Origin of the sequence: Streptomyces sp. MMBL 11-1 (assembly GCF_028622875.1) — a bacterium.
Classification (GTDB): domain Bacteria; phylum Actinomycetota; class Actinomycetes; order Streptomycetales; family Streptomycetaceae; genus Streptomyces.
The window spans coordinates 5411098-5426162 of sequence record NZ_CP117709.1; the positions used below are offsets into that span (position 1 = coordinate 5411098).

The following is a 15065-nucleotide window of genomic DNA, read 5'->3' on the forward strand; positions in this document are numbered from 1 at the left end:
GCGGCTCAGCTCTGTTCGGTGAACAGGTCACGACCGCCAAGGACAAGTACGACGGCCGTGCGAGATAGATCCCCCACGACACGTCACCACCCCATGACAGTCGCTCCAACGCCCCGGCCACGCGCGTGGACAGGTGGTCCGGTTCCCGCTCCTGCCGGGAGTCGAACCGGGACGCGTACTCCCTCAACCTGTCGTCGAGCCATGCCACCGCTCCCTGCGGTTCTTGCCACGTACCGCACACGAGAGCGGCAGGCTTCAGCAACCAATGCGCGGTCCGCACCGGCGGCACGCCGCCCGTACGGAATTCTGCTGCGGCCTCGCGGTACCGCTGATGCAAACGGTGCCCGTCCTTGTCGTCCTCGCCCGTCGGCGGGGGCGGAGGATCGTCCGCAGGCGGACGCCTGTCGCCTTCCCGGTCGAAGACTTCCCGGGAACCGGTCCAGAGGTACCCATGGTGGTGCAACGGCGCTCCTGATCCAATGTGTTGACGGAGCGGCTCAGGCCAGACCGAACGCGGCAGGGGTGATGCCGGCCGCGTCCAGCTCGGCCGTGGTGAACCTGAGCGGGGTCGCGTCGGGGCGCTTGGAGTCGCCCAGGGCCCACGCGTCATCGCCGATACGGGCGAGAGTGACGCAGGACTCGCCGTCCGGGTGAGTGTTGCCGCCGCACGCCTTCGTGAACCGGGCGCTGCTGATGTCGAGTGCGTACAGCTTCTTGCCGTCGATCATGCGCGTACCTTCCTGATCGGTTGACCGGCCCGGGGTGGGGCCGACCGCCGCCTCGACAGGGAATCGGGGCGGCTTCCTCATGGAGCTCATCCCCTGAGGACGGAAGTCGTCACGGATTATGCGCGTGATGGACTAAAGATCAGTTTCGGAATGACCAAGCCCACTGAATCAACAACTCCTGTGCGGCGTCGCCTGTGACGGCCTGGCCTTCGTAGAACGCGAATCGGTCGAGGAGTGAGCGAACGTCCCTGGGGTCGCGGAATACCGCTGTGCCGAGGTCCGTCTCGATGGTGGCTAGGCGGTGGTCGTACACGGTGAACGTGGACAAAGGTGTACTGCTGTATCGGACCGACAATGGAAGCAGTGCAATGCTGATATTGGCTTGGCGGGCGAGTGAGGATATGTGGTCGATCTGCATGGCCATGGCGTCCGGTGCGACCAGTGGGTACCGGACCGCCTGTTCCGTGAGGATGAATGTGAATCTCTTGGAGCGGTCGAGTAGGACCGCTTGGCGTTCCAGCTTCATGCCCACGGCTCTTGCTTGTTGCGTCGGCGGAGCGTCAAGGATGCTTGCCCGGATGTACTCCGGGGTCGAAAGCAAGCCCGTCACCATGGACAGGAGGAAGAACCGAAAATCGGTGGTCGCGGCCTCAAGGCCGGCCAGCTCAAGTTGCTTCTTGTCCAACCCCTTACGATGCAGTGCCTTGCGGTCCTGCCACTCCGTCTGAGCAATACGCGCCATGGCCATTACTTCGGCGGCTACCGCTGGGGATGCGCAGAGCCCTTTGAGGATCTGCTCCACGTCCACGAGTGACGGGCGGACCTTGTTGCCCTCGATGCGGCTGACCTTGGACTGTGACATGTTGCAGCGTGCGGCAAGCCGGGCCCCTGAGAGCCCGGCTTGTCTACGCAGTTGCCTGAGCGTGGCAGCAAGCTCCAGGCCTGTCTGGTCGAGGGCGTCAGGTTCGATGGCCACCGTGGACGTACTCCTCGAACGGCACCGATTCGGCTACCGCGATCCGCTGGTATTCGAGGAACGGTGACACGTCCCCTTCGAAAAGCTGCCGGTTGAGCTGCGTTCCGTCCTTCTCGTAGTTCATGAGCACGACCGTGGAGCGGTCGAACATCCAGAAGTCGCTCAACGTGCTCGGGAGAGGGTTGGGGCGGTCGGTCACGTCGAGGATGCGAATGTCTTCCCCGGCCGGGGCCTGATGCCGGTAGTACCGGTCGAACTCGAACTCCAGGTACTCGGACAGCGGACGGTGCACGATGCGCACTCGCCCCACCGTTCGGGTGCGGACCATGTTTATCCAGTCATCCTCGTACGGCCCTGGGTAGCGGGCCCCTTGCTTGAACGCTTGGAACTCGTCCGTTTCCTGCGGGACGAGATACTGGGGCAGTGTCTCCAAGCGCCACGCTTCCGATCGGAAGTCACGGAACTTGGCTGCCCAGGCGTCACCAGCCAAGAGCACGGATTGCCTCCCGTAGTACAGCCTCCGGGATCTCGACCAAGCCCTCACCGGACGGCGGGGTGAACGCGTTTGACAGGTCGCCCTGCACGACGAAGGAGCCGGAAGGGGTGCGGTAGACGTTGGGGCAGTCCCCTTGCCCGCAGGGGCCGCCGTTTCCGTTCTCGCCGGTCAGCCGCTGTAACTCTTCGCGAGCCATACTCGAACCCCCAGGGGTGGCAGAGGGCGCGGGACCGCCCTGTTGACCATGAAGGTACGGGCGCGCTCCAAGGGCGTCCATGCGGGATCGCGACTATGCGCGTTGTCGCATAAAGAGCCACCTCGGGCCCATGGGGCCGGCCGGAGAAGCGCAGCAGTGCGATCAGTGCTGGAGACGCGCCGGCGAAGCCGTCCGGCGACACGTGGCGCACTTCTGGCGGAACCGGCCGTCCTGCCGGGGACGGGCTGGTAGCCCCGGCAGGAAGGCACGGGCACGAGCCCGGGGCCGCCGGTCCGCCGGCCGACGGCCTCCCGGAGCTCGATGGGGCGGCCCGGCCTCAGATGCCGCAGCTGGGTGCGGACCAGAAGCGACCGCTGCCCCCGGCCACGTGGGTGTGGTCGTTGTGGCCGGGGTAGCCAGGGCCGAGGATCTCGGTGAAGCCGTGGTTGCGCGCCGCCTGGGCGAGGGCGCAGAAGCCCTGGGAGCCCGCGCCGAGGTCCGCCGCGTGCCCGTACAGGTGGCGGCTGTTGGTGGCCCCGCCGACCGCGCTGTTGCAGGACACGCTGCGGAAGCCGCCGTTGACGGTGATCGGCCGGTCTCCCATCGCGTGCCGCATGGCCTGGAGCTTCCACATGGTCACCAGGGCGTTGGCGCGTGCCGTGCCGGCGCTGACCCTGCCGCCGGACCAGTCGGAGTTGCAGCGGTTCAGCTCGGCGTAGGTGAAGTTGACCGGGGTGCAGTCGTCGTCCTGCAACGCGTAGATCTTGCTGAACGTCTGGGCGCCGGCGATGCCGTCGGCGGCCAGCCCGTACGCGGCCTGGAAGCGCTGCACGGCCGCCTTCGTCGCCGGGCCGAACGCTCCGTCGATGGCGATCTGGTTCCCGGTGCCCGGATAGCCCGCGACGCGGATCTGGAGCTGGCGTACCGCTTCACCGCTGGAGCCCTCCCGGAGCGTGCCGCTCCAGGTGTAACAGGCGTCGGCCGTGCCGACGTTGCCGGCCGAAGCGGAACCGGGGGCCGGGGCCGGGGGCGGGGTCGCGGAGGCGGCCGTGGTGCCGCCGAACGCGAGGGCCGCTCCCGCGAGAGTCGAGAGGAGGAATCCGATGGGGCGTGATCGCATGGGGGCTGCACCTCATTGTCGTCAAGCTGTCCATGGGGGATTCCGAGCCTCGGGCCGCCAGGTGTGAGTGTCAAGGTCATGTCAACATGCTGCCGAGGGTCCGGCCTCGTGACGGGGTGACAGGATGGGAGTGTGGCGATATATCGACCGAGGGCAGGGCTTCACAGCGACCTGCGGGCTGCGAAGTCATCGGTGTACGACCCGAGTGGCTTCGCCTGCTCGTAGCCGGGCCCGAACCGGAGAGCCCCAACCCCGCGGCCCCCGCAGGGCCGCATCACTCCTGGGAGGACCGTGTGCTCACGGCACAGCAATGGATCGATGCTCTGGGGCTCGAACCGCATGTGGAGGGTGGGTACTTCCGGCGTACGTTCCAGGCGGACCACCGTCCGCCGGTGCGGACCCCGCGAGGCGAACGCCTCCTGCTCACCTCCATCCACTACCTGCTCACCGAGGAGTCACCCATCGGGCACTGGCATCTCAACCGGTCGGACATCCTCCACTTCCACCACTCCGGTGCCCCCCTCACCTATCACCTGATCCACCCCGACGGCCGTGCGGAGTCGGTGCTCCTCGGCCAGGACCCGTACCAGGGGCAGGCGCTGACCCTCGCCGTTCCCGGCGGGGTGTGGAAGGCCACCTCCCTCGACGGTGGGGACCATGCCCTGATCAGCGAGGCGGTGGCGCCCGGCTTCGACTACGCGGACATGACGCTCGGGGACCCGGACGACCTGACCGCCCGCTTTCCCCGGCACGCGGCGCTGATCCAGCGCTACTGCCGCCCGGACGCCGCGCGGGGCGCCGACGGCTCACGCGGGGAGGCGCAGCGCCGATGAGAGCCGCACTGCCGGCCCGCCGGTCTCAGGTGAACGGGACGAATGAGTCCAGCGACTCGGGCAGGGTCTGGCCGCCGTCGACGGTGAGCGTCTGACCGGTGACGAACGAGGCTTCGTCGGACGCGAGGAAGAGCACGGCGCGGGCGATGTCGGAGGTCTCGCCGAGCCGGCCGGCCGGGATGGCGGCGGCCATGCGTCGCAGGTAGTCCTCGCCCAGATCGTTCAGCCCCTCGGTGCGGACGTTTCCGGGCAGGACGGCGTTGACGGTGATTCCGGCCGGGGCCAGTTCCAGTGCGGCGGTCCGCAGGAACCCCAGTTGGCCCGCTTTGCTCGCTCCGTAGTGGGACCACCCGCTGTAACCCGTGGTCGGACCGGTGATCGAGGAGGTGAGCACCACGCGTCCGTGTCCCGCGCGTTCCATGGCCGGCAGGAACGCCTTCGTCGTCAGGATCGTGCCCCGCAGGTTGATGGCGAGGACATCATCCACATCCGCGGCCGTCATCTCCCTCAGCGGCTTCTCGGGGAAGACCCCGGCGTTCGCGCACACCACGTCCACATGCCCGTGGCGCGCCTCCGCCTCCTCGGCCATCGCCTCGATCGCGCTCGGGTCCCGGAGATCCACGCCCAGACCGGCGACCCGGGACCCGGTGGTCCGCGCGAGCTCGTCCGCCACCGCGCCGGCCGCCTCGTCGTCCCGGCCCGTGACGATGACAGCGGCGCCACGACGGGCGAACAGTTCCGCGATGCCCCGCCCGATGCCCCGCGTCGCGCCCGTCACGACCACGGACCGCCGTCGCCAATCGGTCTCCGTCACCATCAAGCTCCTTCGTACCCCGCGCCCGTACCCCGTGACCCCACGTAGCCACTCCGGCGATGATCAACACGCTAGGTCACCGGTGGTGGATTCGCCCCGGACCGCGGAATTCCGGCCGGATACTGCCTCGGTTCAGGCCGAGAACCGAGAAGTGGCGAGGGGGCGGAACCGGCGGGCGCAGCACGACCGCAGGCGCCGCGGTTGCACCTTCCGTAGCGGCATGTGGTCCGGTGGACTCACGTCCCGGCGGGCTTACGTCCCTGGTCCCGGCCCCTGGAGAAGAGGTCCCTGCTCATGCGTTCGTCTTTCGTGCCACCCCGCCGGATCAAGATCGGTGACGCGGCGGCCTTCGTCGGCAGCACGCCGCGGGCGATCCGCCACTACCACGAGATCGGCCTGCTCCCCGAGCCCGAGCGGGGCGGCGACGGCCGCCGCCGCTACGAGTACGAGGACATGATCCGCCTGCTGTGGATCCGCAGGACGGCCGAGGCCGGGATCGCCCTGGACGACATCCGCGACGCCTTCGCGACCGGCACGGACTCCGCCGGCGCGGACAGCGGAGAAGCCATCGCGGGCGTCCTGGAGCGGTTGGAGGACACCCTCGCCGAGCAGGAGGCGGAGCTGCGGCGGCAGCGGGCCGCCGTGCGGCGGATGCGCACCGAGGGCAGCCGGATGGGCCTGCTCTCCGACCTCGTCACCGGCCGGCTCAAGACCCTGCCCGAGGGCTCCCTGCGCCCGGCGGACCTGGACACCCTGCTGGTCACCGAGCGGATTTTCGGCCCGCTCGGCGCGGCGGTCCAGGCCACCCGCTTCATCGCCCTGGCCACGCATCCCACCCTGCGGCAGGAATCCGACCGCGTCGACGACGCCGAGGAGGCGCTCGACGACAGTGTCGCCGTCGACGATCCGCGGGTGGCCCATGTGGCCGCTGAGCGGTACGCCTTCGAGAACGCCCTGCACGCCCACATCGAGGAGTCCGGTCTGAGCGAGGAGGACGAGGCCCTCTGCGACGCCTGGGATGCCGCGCACCCCGAAACCGCCGACGGTGGCGAGGCCGACCCCGGCTCCGGGGGACGGGAGGCCGGCTCCATGAGCGTGCTGGACGCCGTCGGCAAGATGCCCTACGACTTCTCCCCGGCTCGCCTCCGCTGTATGGAACTGGCCGGGGAACTCTTCGCCCACGACGCCCCCGGCACCTGAAGGCTGTGCCCGCGTGGGCTCGCCGGGGCAGCACGGGTTCGGCGCGTTACCGGCGAGCGGTGACGCCGCTCGTTCCGGCGGGGACGGAAGGACGACTCAGGAGGCGGACGGCTCGATCTCCCCCGCGAAGACGATGACCTGGTCGATGAGGCTTCGCCGCAGATGGATGACGTCCGTTCCCGCCAGGCGGGGGCCTCCGTCCGGCGTGGTGAAGACCCACTGGTACCGGGCCCATTCGTCCGGCATGTCCACCGCCGAACAGCGCACCATCGTGCCGGTCCCCGCCGGGTGGTGCCGGATGTCCAGCACGAACTGCTCGACCGCCGCGATTCCTTCTCTCCGGCCCAACGGCCCCCAGAAGACCACGTCCGAGGTCAGGGCCTGGGAGAGCAGGGCAGTCACATAGTTGTCGTCCGAGGCGTTGAACGCGGAGATGAACGTGTCGATCGCGGAGCGTGCCGTCTCTTCCTGCATGCCCCAGTAATACCAGCCGCCGTCGCGCGTGCGCTCGTCCCGCGGGCCGCCCTCCGGGGCAACCGATCGCCTGGAACCACCTCGGTTTCCCTGTGACGTCCTGCTCAGCTGCTCGCGCCACCGGTCGCGGTGGGTTCGGGCACCTTCACGGCCGACCAGTGCCGTGCAGAAGCGGGCGTGCCCGATGGAGAGCGGCGCCCGCGATGGGCCGGAGGTCGCCGGAGGCGGGAGCTGATCCACGGAAGTCACCGGGCATCAACTGCCGTGACCGATGTGGAGCATCGGCCACCGGACCGTGACCGGAGAACCGGCTCTCGACATCGCCCGGCTCTGGGTGGAGTTCACGCCCTTCCTGGAGCCCGGGGGGCGCGCCACGGTACGACTCGCGCCCCTGGACCCCTCGCAGTGGCAGCACCTTCGGCCGGGCCAGGTGATCACCATGCACGAGGACCGATCCGTGGCAGGTACGGCAGTTGTCCTGGAGATCCAGCGTCCCCCGGCCACGGCCGCCCCGTAGGAGCGGGGGCAGTCGACTCGTACCGTTGGCGCGGTGAACGTCCAGCTCCCTCCACGCGCTGTCCGGCCCGTTCACCTCTCGGGTGACGTTGCCGTCGTCGTCGGGCGGGAAACCGCTTGGCAGGGCGCGGTGCGGCCCGTCTCCCTGGTCACCTGCCGACGAGATCCGCCCGCTTCCAGACCAGGGTGTACCGCCAGAACAGCCGTCGGCGGAGCCGAACGCCGGGCAGCACGCGGCGGGCCTCGCGAACGATGTCCGGAAAGGCCGTGGTCGCCGGCCGGGTCGGTGCGGTCATGGCGACGGGGCGCGGCGCCCTGCGGCCCCGGTTCTTGATCCAGGCCAGGGCGATGTTCGACGGAATGGCGACGGCGTCGATCAGGTGGTCGCTCAGGGACTGCGGGCGGTAGAGGCCGATGACGATCAGCGTCCCCCCGGGCGTCAGGTGTTGGCGGAAGTGCGTGAGCGCGTCGGTCAGCGGCAGGTGGTGGAGGGTGGCGACACAGGTGATGACGTCGTAGGGCCCGGCCGGTACGTCCTTCAGCGCGTCCCCGACGGAGAAGGTCACTGGAACCCCAGGAGCTGTGCGCTCCCGCGCGCGATCGACGATGGCGGGGTCGGCGTCGATGCCGTGCACCGCTTCGGCCCGGGAGGCCAGCAGCCTGGCGAGGTCACCACTGCCCGAACCGGCATCCAGGGCGCTGGTGAACCGTCTGGGGAGCCGGCGCAGGAGCCACCGGTGGTAGTGGGCGTTGTGATCCCACGGGTGGGTGGCGTGGAACTGGTCGAGTGCGCGCAGGAAGCGGGGGAGTACGGCCGTCATGAGGTGAGTCCATCAGAGTCGCGCCGTCGCCCGTGGCGGGGGAGCGCCGACTACTGCCCGGCCGCTGCGGCCCGTTCGGGAAAGTCGCGGGCGGCCATCCAGATCGTCAGGTCGAGGGCGATCCGGCCGATGCTCGTCTCCGTGACGACCTCGTGTTCGTCGCGGGAGCTGTCACGGCGGACGACCTCGTAGCCGCCGTCGTCCAGGACGGTGACGGAGGCGGACCAGACCGGGTCGTCCTCGTCGGGCCGGATGACGACGAAGGTGTTGTCCGAGCCGTTGAGATCGTCGAACAGCATGAACAGCGCGTCCTCGGACGGGTCCTCGATGTGGTCGCCGTTCTCGCTGTCGGCCCGGTAGTAATCGGCTCGCATCGACGTCGTCTCCTCCTGGCCTGCTGACGTGGTCGGGGCCAGGATGACACGAGGGTCCGACAGCGCCCTCCCGGGCGAGGGGCGGGGCAGCGGGCTGCGGGTCCGGGCGGGGTGGAAGACGCCGTAGCGCACCTCGATCCACCCACCGCCGCCTCGACGCCCGTGCGGCGGACGAGGACGATCCCTGGCCGGGGACGCGGCGTAAGGGGTTTCCTGCCCGGACAGCCAGACGCCCCACCGTGCGGGCACGGTGGGGCGCAGCCGGAGCGGCGGCGGTCAGGCGGCGGTGTCGAAGCCGCCGGCCTTGATGCACGCCACGAAGGAGGTGAACGCGTCGGCAGCGACGGCCAGGGCCGGACCGCCGGGGTTCTTCGAGTCGCGTACGGGGACGGTGCCGGTGGTGGACGCGGTGCCCGGGGCCCACTCGACGCACGAACCGCCGTTGTCGCTGTAGGAGGACGTGACCCAGTATTGGGCCGTGACTTCGGTAGCCATCTGCGCGCCGCCCTTTCGTCGTTGTCCGGTGGTGGCTGCGGTCGGTGCTACAGCTCGCCCGACTTGATGCCTGCGACGAAGGCGGCGAACGCGGTGGCGGGGACGCCGAGGGCGGGTCCGCCGGGGTTCTTCGAGTCGCGTACGGGGACGATGCCGGTGGTCGACGCGGTGCGCGGGGCCCACTCGACGCACGAACCGCCGTTGTTGCTGTAGGAGGACTTGACCCACTGCGGGGTCGTGGTTTCGTTCGTCACGGGGTGCCCTTTCGATGCTGGTGGATCATGTCCACGGTATCTGTCTGCGACAGAGACACAGCCTGCAACTGATGGTAGGCCCTCACCATCGGGATGACCGAGCTGAGTTCGCGGTCCAGATGGCCCTGCGTCTCGGACTCGACGTAGGAGACCACGGACCGGTCCTGGAGCGTCAGCAGATTCACCAGCCGATCGAAGGGCCGCTGCTCACCGACGCTGAACGGGGCGATCTGGAGCATGGTGTGGGACTGCGCGGCGAAGTCGACCAGATACTGCAACTGAGCGTCCATCACGGCGGGGCCGCCGATCGGGCGGCGGATGCAGCTCTCGTCCAGCACCGCGATCAGCATCGGTGGCACGGTGCGCAACAGCGCGCCCTGGCGTTCCATGAGCAACGAGACGCGTTGGTCGGCCTGTTCGGTGGTGATGACGCCTCGTTCGACGGCCGCGTCGGCCAGCGCCTGAGCGTACTCCCGGGTCTGGAGCAGCCCCGGTACGAGCCCCACCTCGAACAGCCTGATCTCCGCCGCCCGGCCCTCCAGCGCCACGTACTCGGGGAAGCCCTGCAACAGCACCCCGTGCTTGATCTTGCGCCACTCGCGCTCGAACGAATCAGCGGTTCCCGTATAGTTCATCGCCACGTCAACGGCGATCGAGAACTTGCGAGTTGGGGACTTGTGGCACAATTCCACCCCGGAAACGTGCCTCCCCGTGTAGCCGATGCGCGCGCCGAGGTCGTCCTGTTTCCAGCCCCGTGCTTCGCGCTCCCTACGCAGACGTGCTCCGTAGGCCGCCTCCGGGCCCCCGTCAGGGTTGACTTCCTTGCGGTTGACCAACGTATCCCCCAGATTCGAAACGTTGAAGACGTCTCCACGCTAGGCCACGCTGAGTCGCCCCGGTAGTCATACGGCTACAGAGAGGAGCGAACGGTGTACGGCGAGAACGCCAGCTCGAATACGGGGCGGCCCCCACAGGTCCCGGCCCCCGGGACCCTCCTCGTGGACACCAGTCGCGGTGACCGCGTGGGGGAGTTCCAAAGCGTCGCCGGTCCGTACTGGTCCCTCCGGCCGGTCGGCGGTGGGCGCGAGTGGGAGGTCGAACCGTGCTACGTACGCACCCCGGCGCTCATGGAGCAGCTTCGGGCCCGGACCGCGCGGCTCAACGCCCGCAGTCGGGGAGAAGTGCTGTGAAGGCGGCCCCGTCCGGACCGGGCCGGGTGAGGGTGCTGGACTACGTCGCGGCCGTCACGGTGACGGCCGGCGGCCAGGCCCTCCGGCTCGGCGGGGTCGCCCTGCCCAACCGCCGCCTCGTCCTCCGCTGGCTCAGGCGGCAGGCGCTGAGACTGGCGGACGCGCACGGGCATCATCTGTCCCCACCCGCCCCGTGGCTCGGCGCCAGGGACGCCCGGCCGGTCACCTTCCACGGCTCCGACGCCCCCGAGGCGCTCCGGGCGTGGGCGGGCGACCACGGCAGCCAGGACCACGCCATGAGCGCGCTGGAATCCGGACGGCCCGCCCTGCTCACCGTGGTCGACCCCTTCGTGGGGCTGCGGGTCACCCTCGGCGCGTGGCCCGTCGATCTGTGCGGGTGGGTGACGGCGGACTCGGCGAGCCGCCCGTATCCGCCCCGTATGGAGACGGAAGGGGGCTGACCCCGTGCTGCAATGCACCGCCGTGACCCACGTCCCGTACGCGGAGACGCTGCTGGCGCTCGCCACCATGGAGGGCGGGCCGGAGCACCCGCCCGACGTCGTGGAGGCGGAGGACTTCGTCCTGTGCGAGCTGGCCGACCACGACGAATCGGCCGAGCACGCCGCGCACCTGTGGACGGCGGACGTGCCGGACGACCGCGACCTGTGGTTCCGCTGGTCGGGAACCGGCGCACACCGCCTCCACCGGCTCGACACGCTGCGGTTGTGCCCCGCCGTGCTCCGCGAGCTGGCGACCCGCACGGTCACCACGTGCGCGTACTTCGACCACCACCCCGGACCGCACTCCTTCTCCGTGACCGACCCGCTCGGCGACCTCATCGCCGAACACGTCCACAGCGAGGTCCGGCGACTCGTCTCCGAGGACGAGGCCTCCGGCGCGCCCGATGCCCCTGACGTACCCGACACCGACGCGCCCTGACGGCGACCGGAGGATTTCCACCCCCATGAACCAGCGCACCCCGGTGAACCAGTGCACCGCCGTGACCCTGTTACCGCCCCCGGAGTTCCTGACCCGGCTTGCCGCACCCGGCGGCAGCCTCCCGGAGGCCGGGCATCTGCTCTGCGAGCTGGCCGCCGATCACGACGGCGACCACGCGATGGTGTTGTGGGACGACGACGCGAACCGCACCGCCGTCTGGGCCCGTTGGAGCGGCGAACGGGCGACCCTCGCGGAGCTTGCCTGGTGCGGCGTGATCGACCCCCGGGGCGAGGACGCGTGCGGGCTGTTCGCCGGCCACTCCGCCGCCCACGACTGGGGCATCGTCGATCCGACGCTCGCGGCGGTGGACGCCGCGCTCGCGGGGGCGCACCCGCATCTGTTCTCCGAGAGGGATCGCTGAAGGCCATTCCGTGCGCCCCCTCGGAGCTCTTGACCTACGCCATCCGGCGCAGGAACGCTCGTGCATGCTGATGTACCTCGACAGCGGGAGCTGGCCATGGCTTTAAGGTTTCTCGGCATCGACCCCGATTCCCCGACCGATGAGTCGCCGACGATCTGGCTGCACGAAGAAACGGGGGACCTTCTGATCCAGTCGTACCGAGCGACTGCGGCAGAAGTGAATAACTGCAAGGAAGTCGGCTCCGTTCCCGGCCATTCCACTGATGTCCCCGACAACGAGACAATCATCCGGCTGCCCGCGGCCATGCTGGACTACCTACCTGCTCGTCGGGAAGGCGATCGTGGCGGAGAGGCGGAACATGCAGCGTCCGGCGCGTGATGCTCTGGCGCGAACACAGCGATCGGCAGTGCACCTGGAGTTGCGCGATGCGTACATGCTCGACGATCCCGGGTACATCGCGTGGCAACAGGGCGTGCGGCTCGACCGGGGTGAGCGTTCGACGTGGTGGAACGGCTGGCACGACGCGGTACGCGAGGCCGTCGGCCGGGGAGTCTCGGTCCGGCGCGCCCGGGTCGTGTCCGAGCCGATCAGCGACTACGTGAGGTACGAGTACGACACCACGTTCACCAACCTCGCAGCGGGCGAAGTGGTTCGCTGGCTGCCCAGACGCAGAGCGACCGGTCTTGCCCTGCCCGGCATGGACTTCTGGCTGTTCGACGGGGAGCAGGCCCTTTTCCACCACTTCACCGGCAACGGGCGGTTGGACGAGGACGGGCGGGAGTACACGGACGATCCGGCGCTGGTGAAGCTGTGCGCGGACGCCTTCGAGGCCGTGTGGGAACGTGCTGTGCCGCATGAGCACTACCGGCCTCGCTGACCTCGCGGAATCATGGCCGAATCTCCTTCCTCAAGTGCTCAGCAGGCCCGACGGATTCTCGCGGATCGGCTCGCGGACCTCTGCCGGGACGCCGGGCTGACCGGGCGCGAGATCGCCGTGCGCTGTGGCTGGCATCCATCGAAGTCGTCGCGGATCATGAATGCCCGCACGCCCCCGTCCGCTGGTGACATCCGTGCCTGGTGCCGGGCGTGCGGGGCGGAGGACCAGACCGCCGACCTCCTCGCCTCGCTCCGGAACGCCGAGGGCATGTGGATCGGCTGGAGGCAGATGGAGCAAGCCGGGCTCAAGCAGGCGCAGGAAGCGCGATTGCCTCTGTTCGACCGCACCCGTCGCTTCCGGTCCTACTCGTCGTGGTTCGTGCCGGGGCTGATCCAGACACCCGCATACACCGAGGCGGTGCTGCGCGCCGTCCAGCGACGCCGCGTCGAGGTCGACGACGTGGCCGAGGCGGTGGCCGCACGTGTGGAGCGGCAGCGCGTGCTGTACGAGGGCGGGCGCCGGTTCGCCTTCCTCATCGAGGAGTCGGTGCTGCGGAACGGTACCGGCGGAGCGGATGTCCTCGTCGGGCAGCTCGGCCATCTGCTCACCGTGGGTTCTCTGCCCAACGTCAGTCTGGGGGTGGTCCCGGCCGGGCCGAACCGTTCCCGGATGCCCGTGGAAGGGTTCTGGATCTTCGATGCCGCACAGGTCAATGCCGAGCTGGTCTCCGGGTATCTCACGATCACCCAGCCCAGTGAGGTGACCATGTACGCCGAGGCGTTCTCGGAGCTTGCGGCGCTGGCGGTCTACGGCGCCTCGGCGCGTGCGCTGATCGCATCCGCGAGGGATGCCCTGGAGTGAACAGCGTGCAACTCCGTGCAATCTTCTGGAGGATGCCGCTCCCGCTTCCCTAGCGTGGTCGACACGGCTCGGCGCTTCCAGGGCCGCACCCATCAGACGGCGAAGGAGTACAGCCATGACCGGAAAGCACGGTGGAGGTACCGGGTCGGGGCAGGGCGGCAGTCAGCAGGATGACGGCAGCAGCGGACGCGGTCACGGGGGTGGCGGCTCCGAGACGAGCGGCGGCAACTCCTCCGACGGCTCCGGCCCGGCGAAGAAGTAGCGTCGAATGACTGCGCGTAAGGAGGAGGTGGGCCCTGCGGGGCTCGCCTCCGCGCTCGTCGCTGCTGGCGCTCTGCGGGACGACTGGTTGGCCGCATATCAGGCGGTCCCTCGGGACATGTTCGTTCCCGACCGCATCTGGCCCGGCGTCGCGGACGGTACCCGGCAGCACCCTGTGGTGGACCGGGCCGGGGACGTGGACGCATGGTTCTCCGCCGTGTACTCGGACATTCCGCTCACCACGCAGTGGGACGACGGAAGTCACACCGGAGACGGAGTGGGAGAGACGCCCTCCAGCTCCAGTTCGCAGCCCCACATGGTGTTCTCGATGCTGGCCGACCTCGGCGTCGAGGACGGAAACAGGGCTCTGGAGATCGGCACCGGCACCGGGTGGAACTCCGCGCTCCTCGCCCACCGCCTCGGCTCGGAGAACGTCGTCTCCCTCGAGTTCGACGCGGAGGTCGCGAAAGAGGCACGCGAGAACCACCGCGAAGCAGGGCTGTCCCCGCTGGTAATCGTGCGGGACGGGCGGCTCGGATACCCCGAGGGCGCACCGTTCGACCGGGTGGAAGCGACCTGCTCCATCGGAGAGGTCCCCCGGTCCTGGATCGAGCAGACACTGCCCGGAGGGCTCATCGTCGCCCCGTGGGGGACACCGTACGGAGGGGAGGCCATCGTCCGGCTGACCGTGGACGCTGACAAGGCGAGCGGGCCGTTCACCCGCTCCAGCGCGTTCATGCGCCTACGGCAGCAGCGCCCCGGACGGCTCCCGCACGATGCCTACCTCAGGGGGCGGCGATGGCCCGCCGACGGCGACAGGAGCACGACGTCTCTGTCACCTGCCGCTGTCGGGGGATGGCTGGTCCAGTTCGCCATCGGACTGCAGATGGCGGAAGCGTTCTGGACGGTGGAGCGGTACGACGACGGCTCGTACACGTTGTGGACCTACAGCGGCGACGGCCAGTCGTGGGCATCCGCCGACTACGAGCCGGGAGCCGAGTCGTTCGAGGTGGTGCAGTCGGGGCCCCGGCGACTCTGGGATGCGACCGAGGCCGCCTACGCATGGTGGGACGCGCGGGGCCGGCCGGACTTCGAGCGGTTCGGTCTGACCGTGAGCGGCGACGGGCAACGGGCTTGGCTCGACACTCCGGACGACCCGGTGCCCAGGGTGCGGTGACCCTCCCGGCAGGCCCTTCCCGTTCAGTCGGCGCGATCGGAC

Annotated in this window: 23 protein-coding genes and 1 pseudogene; 12 read left to right on the plus strand and 12 right to left on the minus strand. The window is 69.5% G+C overall.

Annotation, left to right across the window (positions count from 1 at the left end; all coding sequences use genetic code 11):
* Window positions 1–497: 497 nt before the first annotated feature.
* The 5 genes from PSQ21_RS24250 to PSQ21_RS24270 form a co-directional block, all read right to left on the minus strand.
* Window positions 498–728, minus strand: coding sequence for a DUF397 domain-containing protein (locus PSQ21_RS24250; RefSeq protein ID WP_274032928.1), 231 nt, complete (start codon window positions 726–728; stop codon window positions 498–500).
* Between the two features lie 139 nt (window positions 729–867).
* Window positions 868–1704 carry a helix-turn-helix domain-containing protein gene (locus PSQ21_RS24255; RefSeq protein ID WP_274032930.1) on the minus strand — a complete coding sequence of 279 codons (837 nt, stop codon included), beginning with the start codon at window positions 1702–1704 and terminating at the stop codon, window positions 868–870.
* Window positions 1688–2200 carry a DUF6879 family protein gene (locus tag PSQ21_RS24260; protein ID WP_274032932.1) on the minus strand — a complete coding sequence of 171 codons (513 nt, stop codon included), beginning with the start codon at window positions 2198–2200 and terminating at the stop codon, window positions 1688–1690. The genes PSQ21_RS24255 and PSQ21_RS24260 overlap by 17 nt, the downstream gene beginning before the upstream one ends.
* Window positions 2184–2396, minus strand: a complete 213-nt coding sequence (locus PSQ21_RS24265) for a hypothetical protein (protein WP_274032934.1) — start codon at window positions 2394–2396, stop codon at window positions 2184–2186. The genes PSQ21_RS24260 and PSQ21_RS24265 overlap by 17 nt, the downstream gene beginning before the upstream one ends.
* A gap of 337 nt (window positions 2397–2733) precedes the next feature.
* Window positions 2734–3516 carry a D-Ala-D-Ala carboxypeptidase family metallohydrolase gene (locus PSQ21_RS24270; protein ID WP_274032936.1) on the minus strand — a complete coding sequence of 261 codons (783 nt, stop codon included), beginning with the start codon at window positions 3514–3516 and terminating at the stop codon, window positions 2734–2736.
* A gap of 293 nt (window positions 3517–3809) precedes the next feature.
* On the opposite strand from PSQ21_RS24270, the gene PSQ21_RS24275 reads away from it, so the two are divergent.
* Window positions 3810–4349 carry a cupin domain-containing protein gene (locus PSQ21_RS24275; RefSeq protein ID WP_274032937.1) on the plus strand — a complete coding sequence of 180 codons (540 nt, stop codon included), beginning with the start codon at window positions 3810–3812 and terminating at the stop codon, window positions 4347–4349.
* A 25-nt stretch (window positions 4350–4374) separates the two neighbouring features.
* Here PSQ21_RS24275 and fabG read toward each other — a convergent pair whose 3' ends face one another.
* On the minus strand, window positions 4375–5166 hold the full coding sequence (gene fabG / locus PSQ21_RS24280) for a 3-oxoacyl-ACP reductase FabG (RefSeq protein WP_274032939.1): 792 nt from the start codon (window positions 5164–5166) through the stop codon (window positions 4375–4377).
* Between the two features lie 291 nt (window positions 5167–5457).
* On the opposite strand from fabG, the gene PSQ21_RS24285 reads away from it, so the two are divergent.
* Entirely contained in the window at window positions 5458–6363 is a 906-nt protein-coding gene (locus tag PSQ21_RS24285; RefSeq protein WP_274032940.1) for a MerR family transcriptional regulator, read from the plus strand.
* A gap of 96 nt (window positions 6364–6459) precedes the next feature.
* Here PSQ21_RS24285 and PSQ21_RS24290 read toward each other — a convergent pair whose 3' ends face one another.
* The gene (locus tag PSQ21_RS24290) at window positions 6460–6837 is read right to left on the minus strand and encodes a nuclear transport factor 2 family protein (protein WP_274032942.1); all 378 of its coding nucleotides are present in this window, start codon (window positions 6835–6837) and stop codon (window positions 6460–6462) included.
* 268 nt (window positions 6838–7105) lie between these two features.
* Here PSQ21_RS24290 and PSQ21_RS24295 point away from each other — a divergent pair.
* A pseudogene (locus PSQ21_RS24295) lies at window positions 7106–7354 on the plus strand (hypothetical protein); the annotation flags it as partial.
* 148 nt (window positions 7355–7502) lie between these two features.
* Here the strand turns inward: PSQ21_RS24295 and PSQ21_RS24300 are convergent.
* The 5 genes from PSQ21_RS24300 to PSQ21_RS24320 all read right to left on the minus strand — a co-directional run bounded on the left by PSQ21_RS24300 (window position 7503) and on the right by PSQ21_RS24320 (window position 10133).
* A complete protein-coding gene (locus PSQ21_RS24300; protein ID WP_274032944.1) occupies window positions 7503–8174 on the minus strand; it encodes a class I SAM-dependent methyltransferase in 672 nt (223 codons plus the stop codon).
* A gap of 50 nt (window positions 8175–8224) precedes the next feature.
* On the minus strand, window positions 8225–8548 hold the full coding sequence (locus PSQ21_RS24305) for a hypothetical protein (RefSeq protein ID WP_274032945.1): 324 nt from the start codon (window positions 8546–8548) through the stop codon (window positions 8225–8227).
* A gap of 276 nt (window positions 8549–8824) precedes the next feature.
* On the minus strand, window positions 8825–9043 hold the full coding sequence (locus PSQ21_RS24310; protein WP_274032947.1) for a DUF397 domain-containing protein: 219 nt from the start codon (window positions 9041–9043) through the stop codon (window positions 8825–8827).
* Between the two features lie 47 nt (window positions 9044–9090).
* On the minus strand, window positions 9091–9297 hold the full coding sequence (locus PSQ21_RS24315; RefSeq protein ID WP_274032948.1) for a DUF397 domain-containing protein: 207 nt from the start codon (window positions 9295–9297) through the stop codon (window positions 9091–9093).
* Entirely contained in the window at window positions 9294–10133 is an 840-nt protein-coding gene (locus tag PSQ21_RS24320; protein ID WP_274032949.1) for a DUF5753 domain-containing protein, read from the minus strand. The genes PSQ21_RS24315 and PSQ21_RS24320 overlap by 4 nt, the downstream gene beginning before the upstream one ends.
* Window positions 10134–10226: 93 nt before the next feature.
* On the opposite strand from PSQ21_RS24320, the gene PSQ21_RS24325 reads away from it, so the two are divergent.
* The 9 genes from PSQ21_RS24325 to PSQ21_RS24365 all read left to right on the plus strand — a co-directional run bounded on the left by PSQ21_RS24325 (window position 10227) and on the right by PSQ21_RS24365 (window position 15023).
* Window positions 10227–10487 carry a hypothetical protein gene (locus PSQ21_RS24325; RefSeq protein ID WP_274032951.1) on the plus strand — a complete coding sequence of 87 codons (261 nt, stop codon included), beginning with the start codon at window positions 10227–10229 and terminating at the stop codon, window positions 10485–10487.
* The gene (locus PSQ21_RS24330) at window positions 10484–10948 is read left to right on the plus strand and encodes a hypothetical protein (protein WP_274032952.1); all 465 of its coding nucleotides are present in this window, start codon (window positions 10484–10486) and stop codon (window positions 10946–10948) included. Before PSQ21_RS24325 ends, PSQ21_RS24330 begins: the two co-directional genes overlap by 4 nt.
* 4 nt (window positions 10949–10952) lie before the next feature.
* Window positions 10953–11426 (plus strand): hypothetical protein, encoded by a 474-nt coding sequence (locus PSQ21_RS24335; protein WP_274032953.1) that lies wholly within the window; start codon window positions 10953–10955, stop codon window positions 11424–11426.
* A 43-nt stretch (window positions 11427–11469) separates the two neighbouring features.
* Window positions 11470–11847: a hypothetical protein gene (locus PSQ21_RS24340; RefSeq protein ID WP_274035912.1), complete on the plus strand. Its 378-nt coding sequence runs from the start codon at window positions 11470–11472 to the stop codon at window positions 11845–11847.
* 96 nt (window positions 11848–11943) lie between these two features.
* The gene (locus PSQ21_RS24345) at window positions 11944–12225 is read left to right on the plus strand and encodes a hypothetical protein (protein WP_274035914.1); all 282 of its coding nucleotides are present in this window, start codon (window positions 11944–11946) and stop codon (window positions 12223–12225) included.
* Window positions 12206–12724, plus strand: a complete 519-nt coding sequence (locus tag PSQ21_RS24350) for a DUF6879 family protein (RefSeq protein WP_274032954.1) — start codon at window positions 12206–12208, stop codon at window positions 12722–12724. Before PSQ21_RS24345 ends, PSQ21_RS24350 begins: the two co-directional genes overlap by 20 nt.
* Before the next feature lie 12 nt (window positions 12725–12736).
* Window positions 12737–13585 carry a helix-turn-helix domain-containing protein gene (locus PSQ21_RS24355; protein ID WP_274032955.1) on the plus strand — a complete coding sequence of 283 codons (849 nt, stop codon included), beginning with the start codon at window positions 12737–12739 and terminating at the stop codon, window positions 13583–13585.
* Window positions 13586–13700: 115 nt separating this feature from the next.
* Window positions 13701–13847 carry a hypothetical protein gene (locus PSQ21_RS24360; RefSeq protein ID WP_266425465.1) on the plus strand — a complete coding sequence of 49 codons (147 nt, stop codon included), beginning with the start codon at window positions 13701–13703 and terminating at the stop codon, window positions 13845–13847.
* A gap of 6 nt (window positions 13848–13853) precedes the next feature.
* Window positions 13854–15023 carry a methyltransferase domain-containing protein gene (locus tag PSQ21_RS24365; RefSeq protein ID WP_274032956.1) on the plus strand — a complete coding sequence of 390 codons (1170 nt, stop codon included), beginning with the start codon at window positions 13854–13856 and terminating at the stop codon, window positions 15021–15023.
* The last annotated feature ends 42 nt before the right edge of the window (window positions 15024–15065 follow it).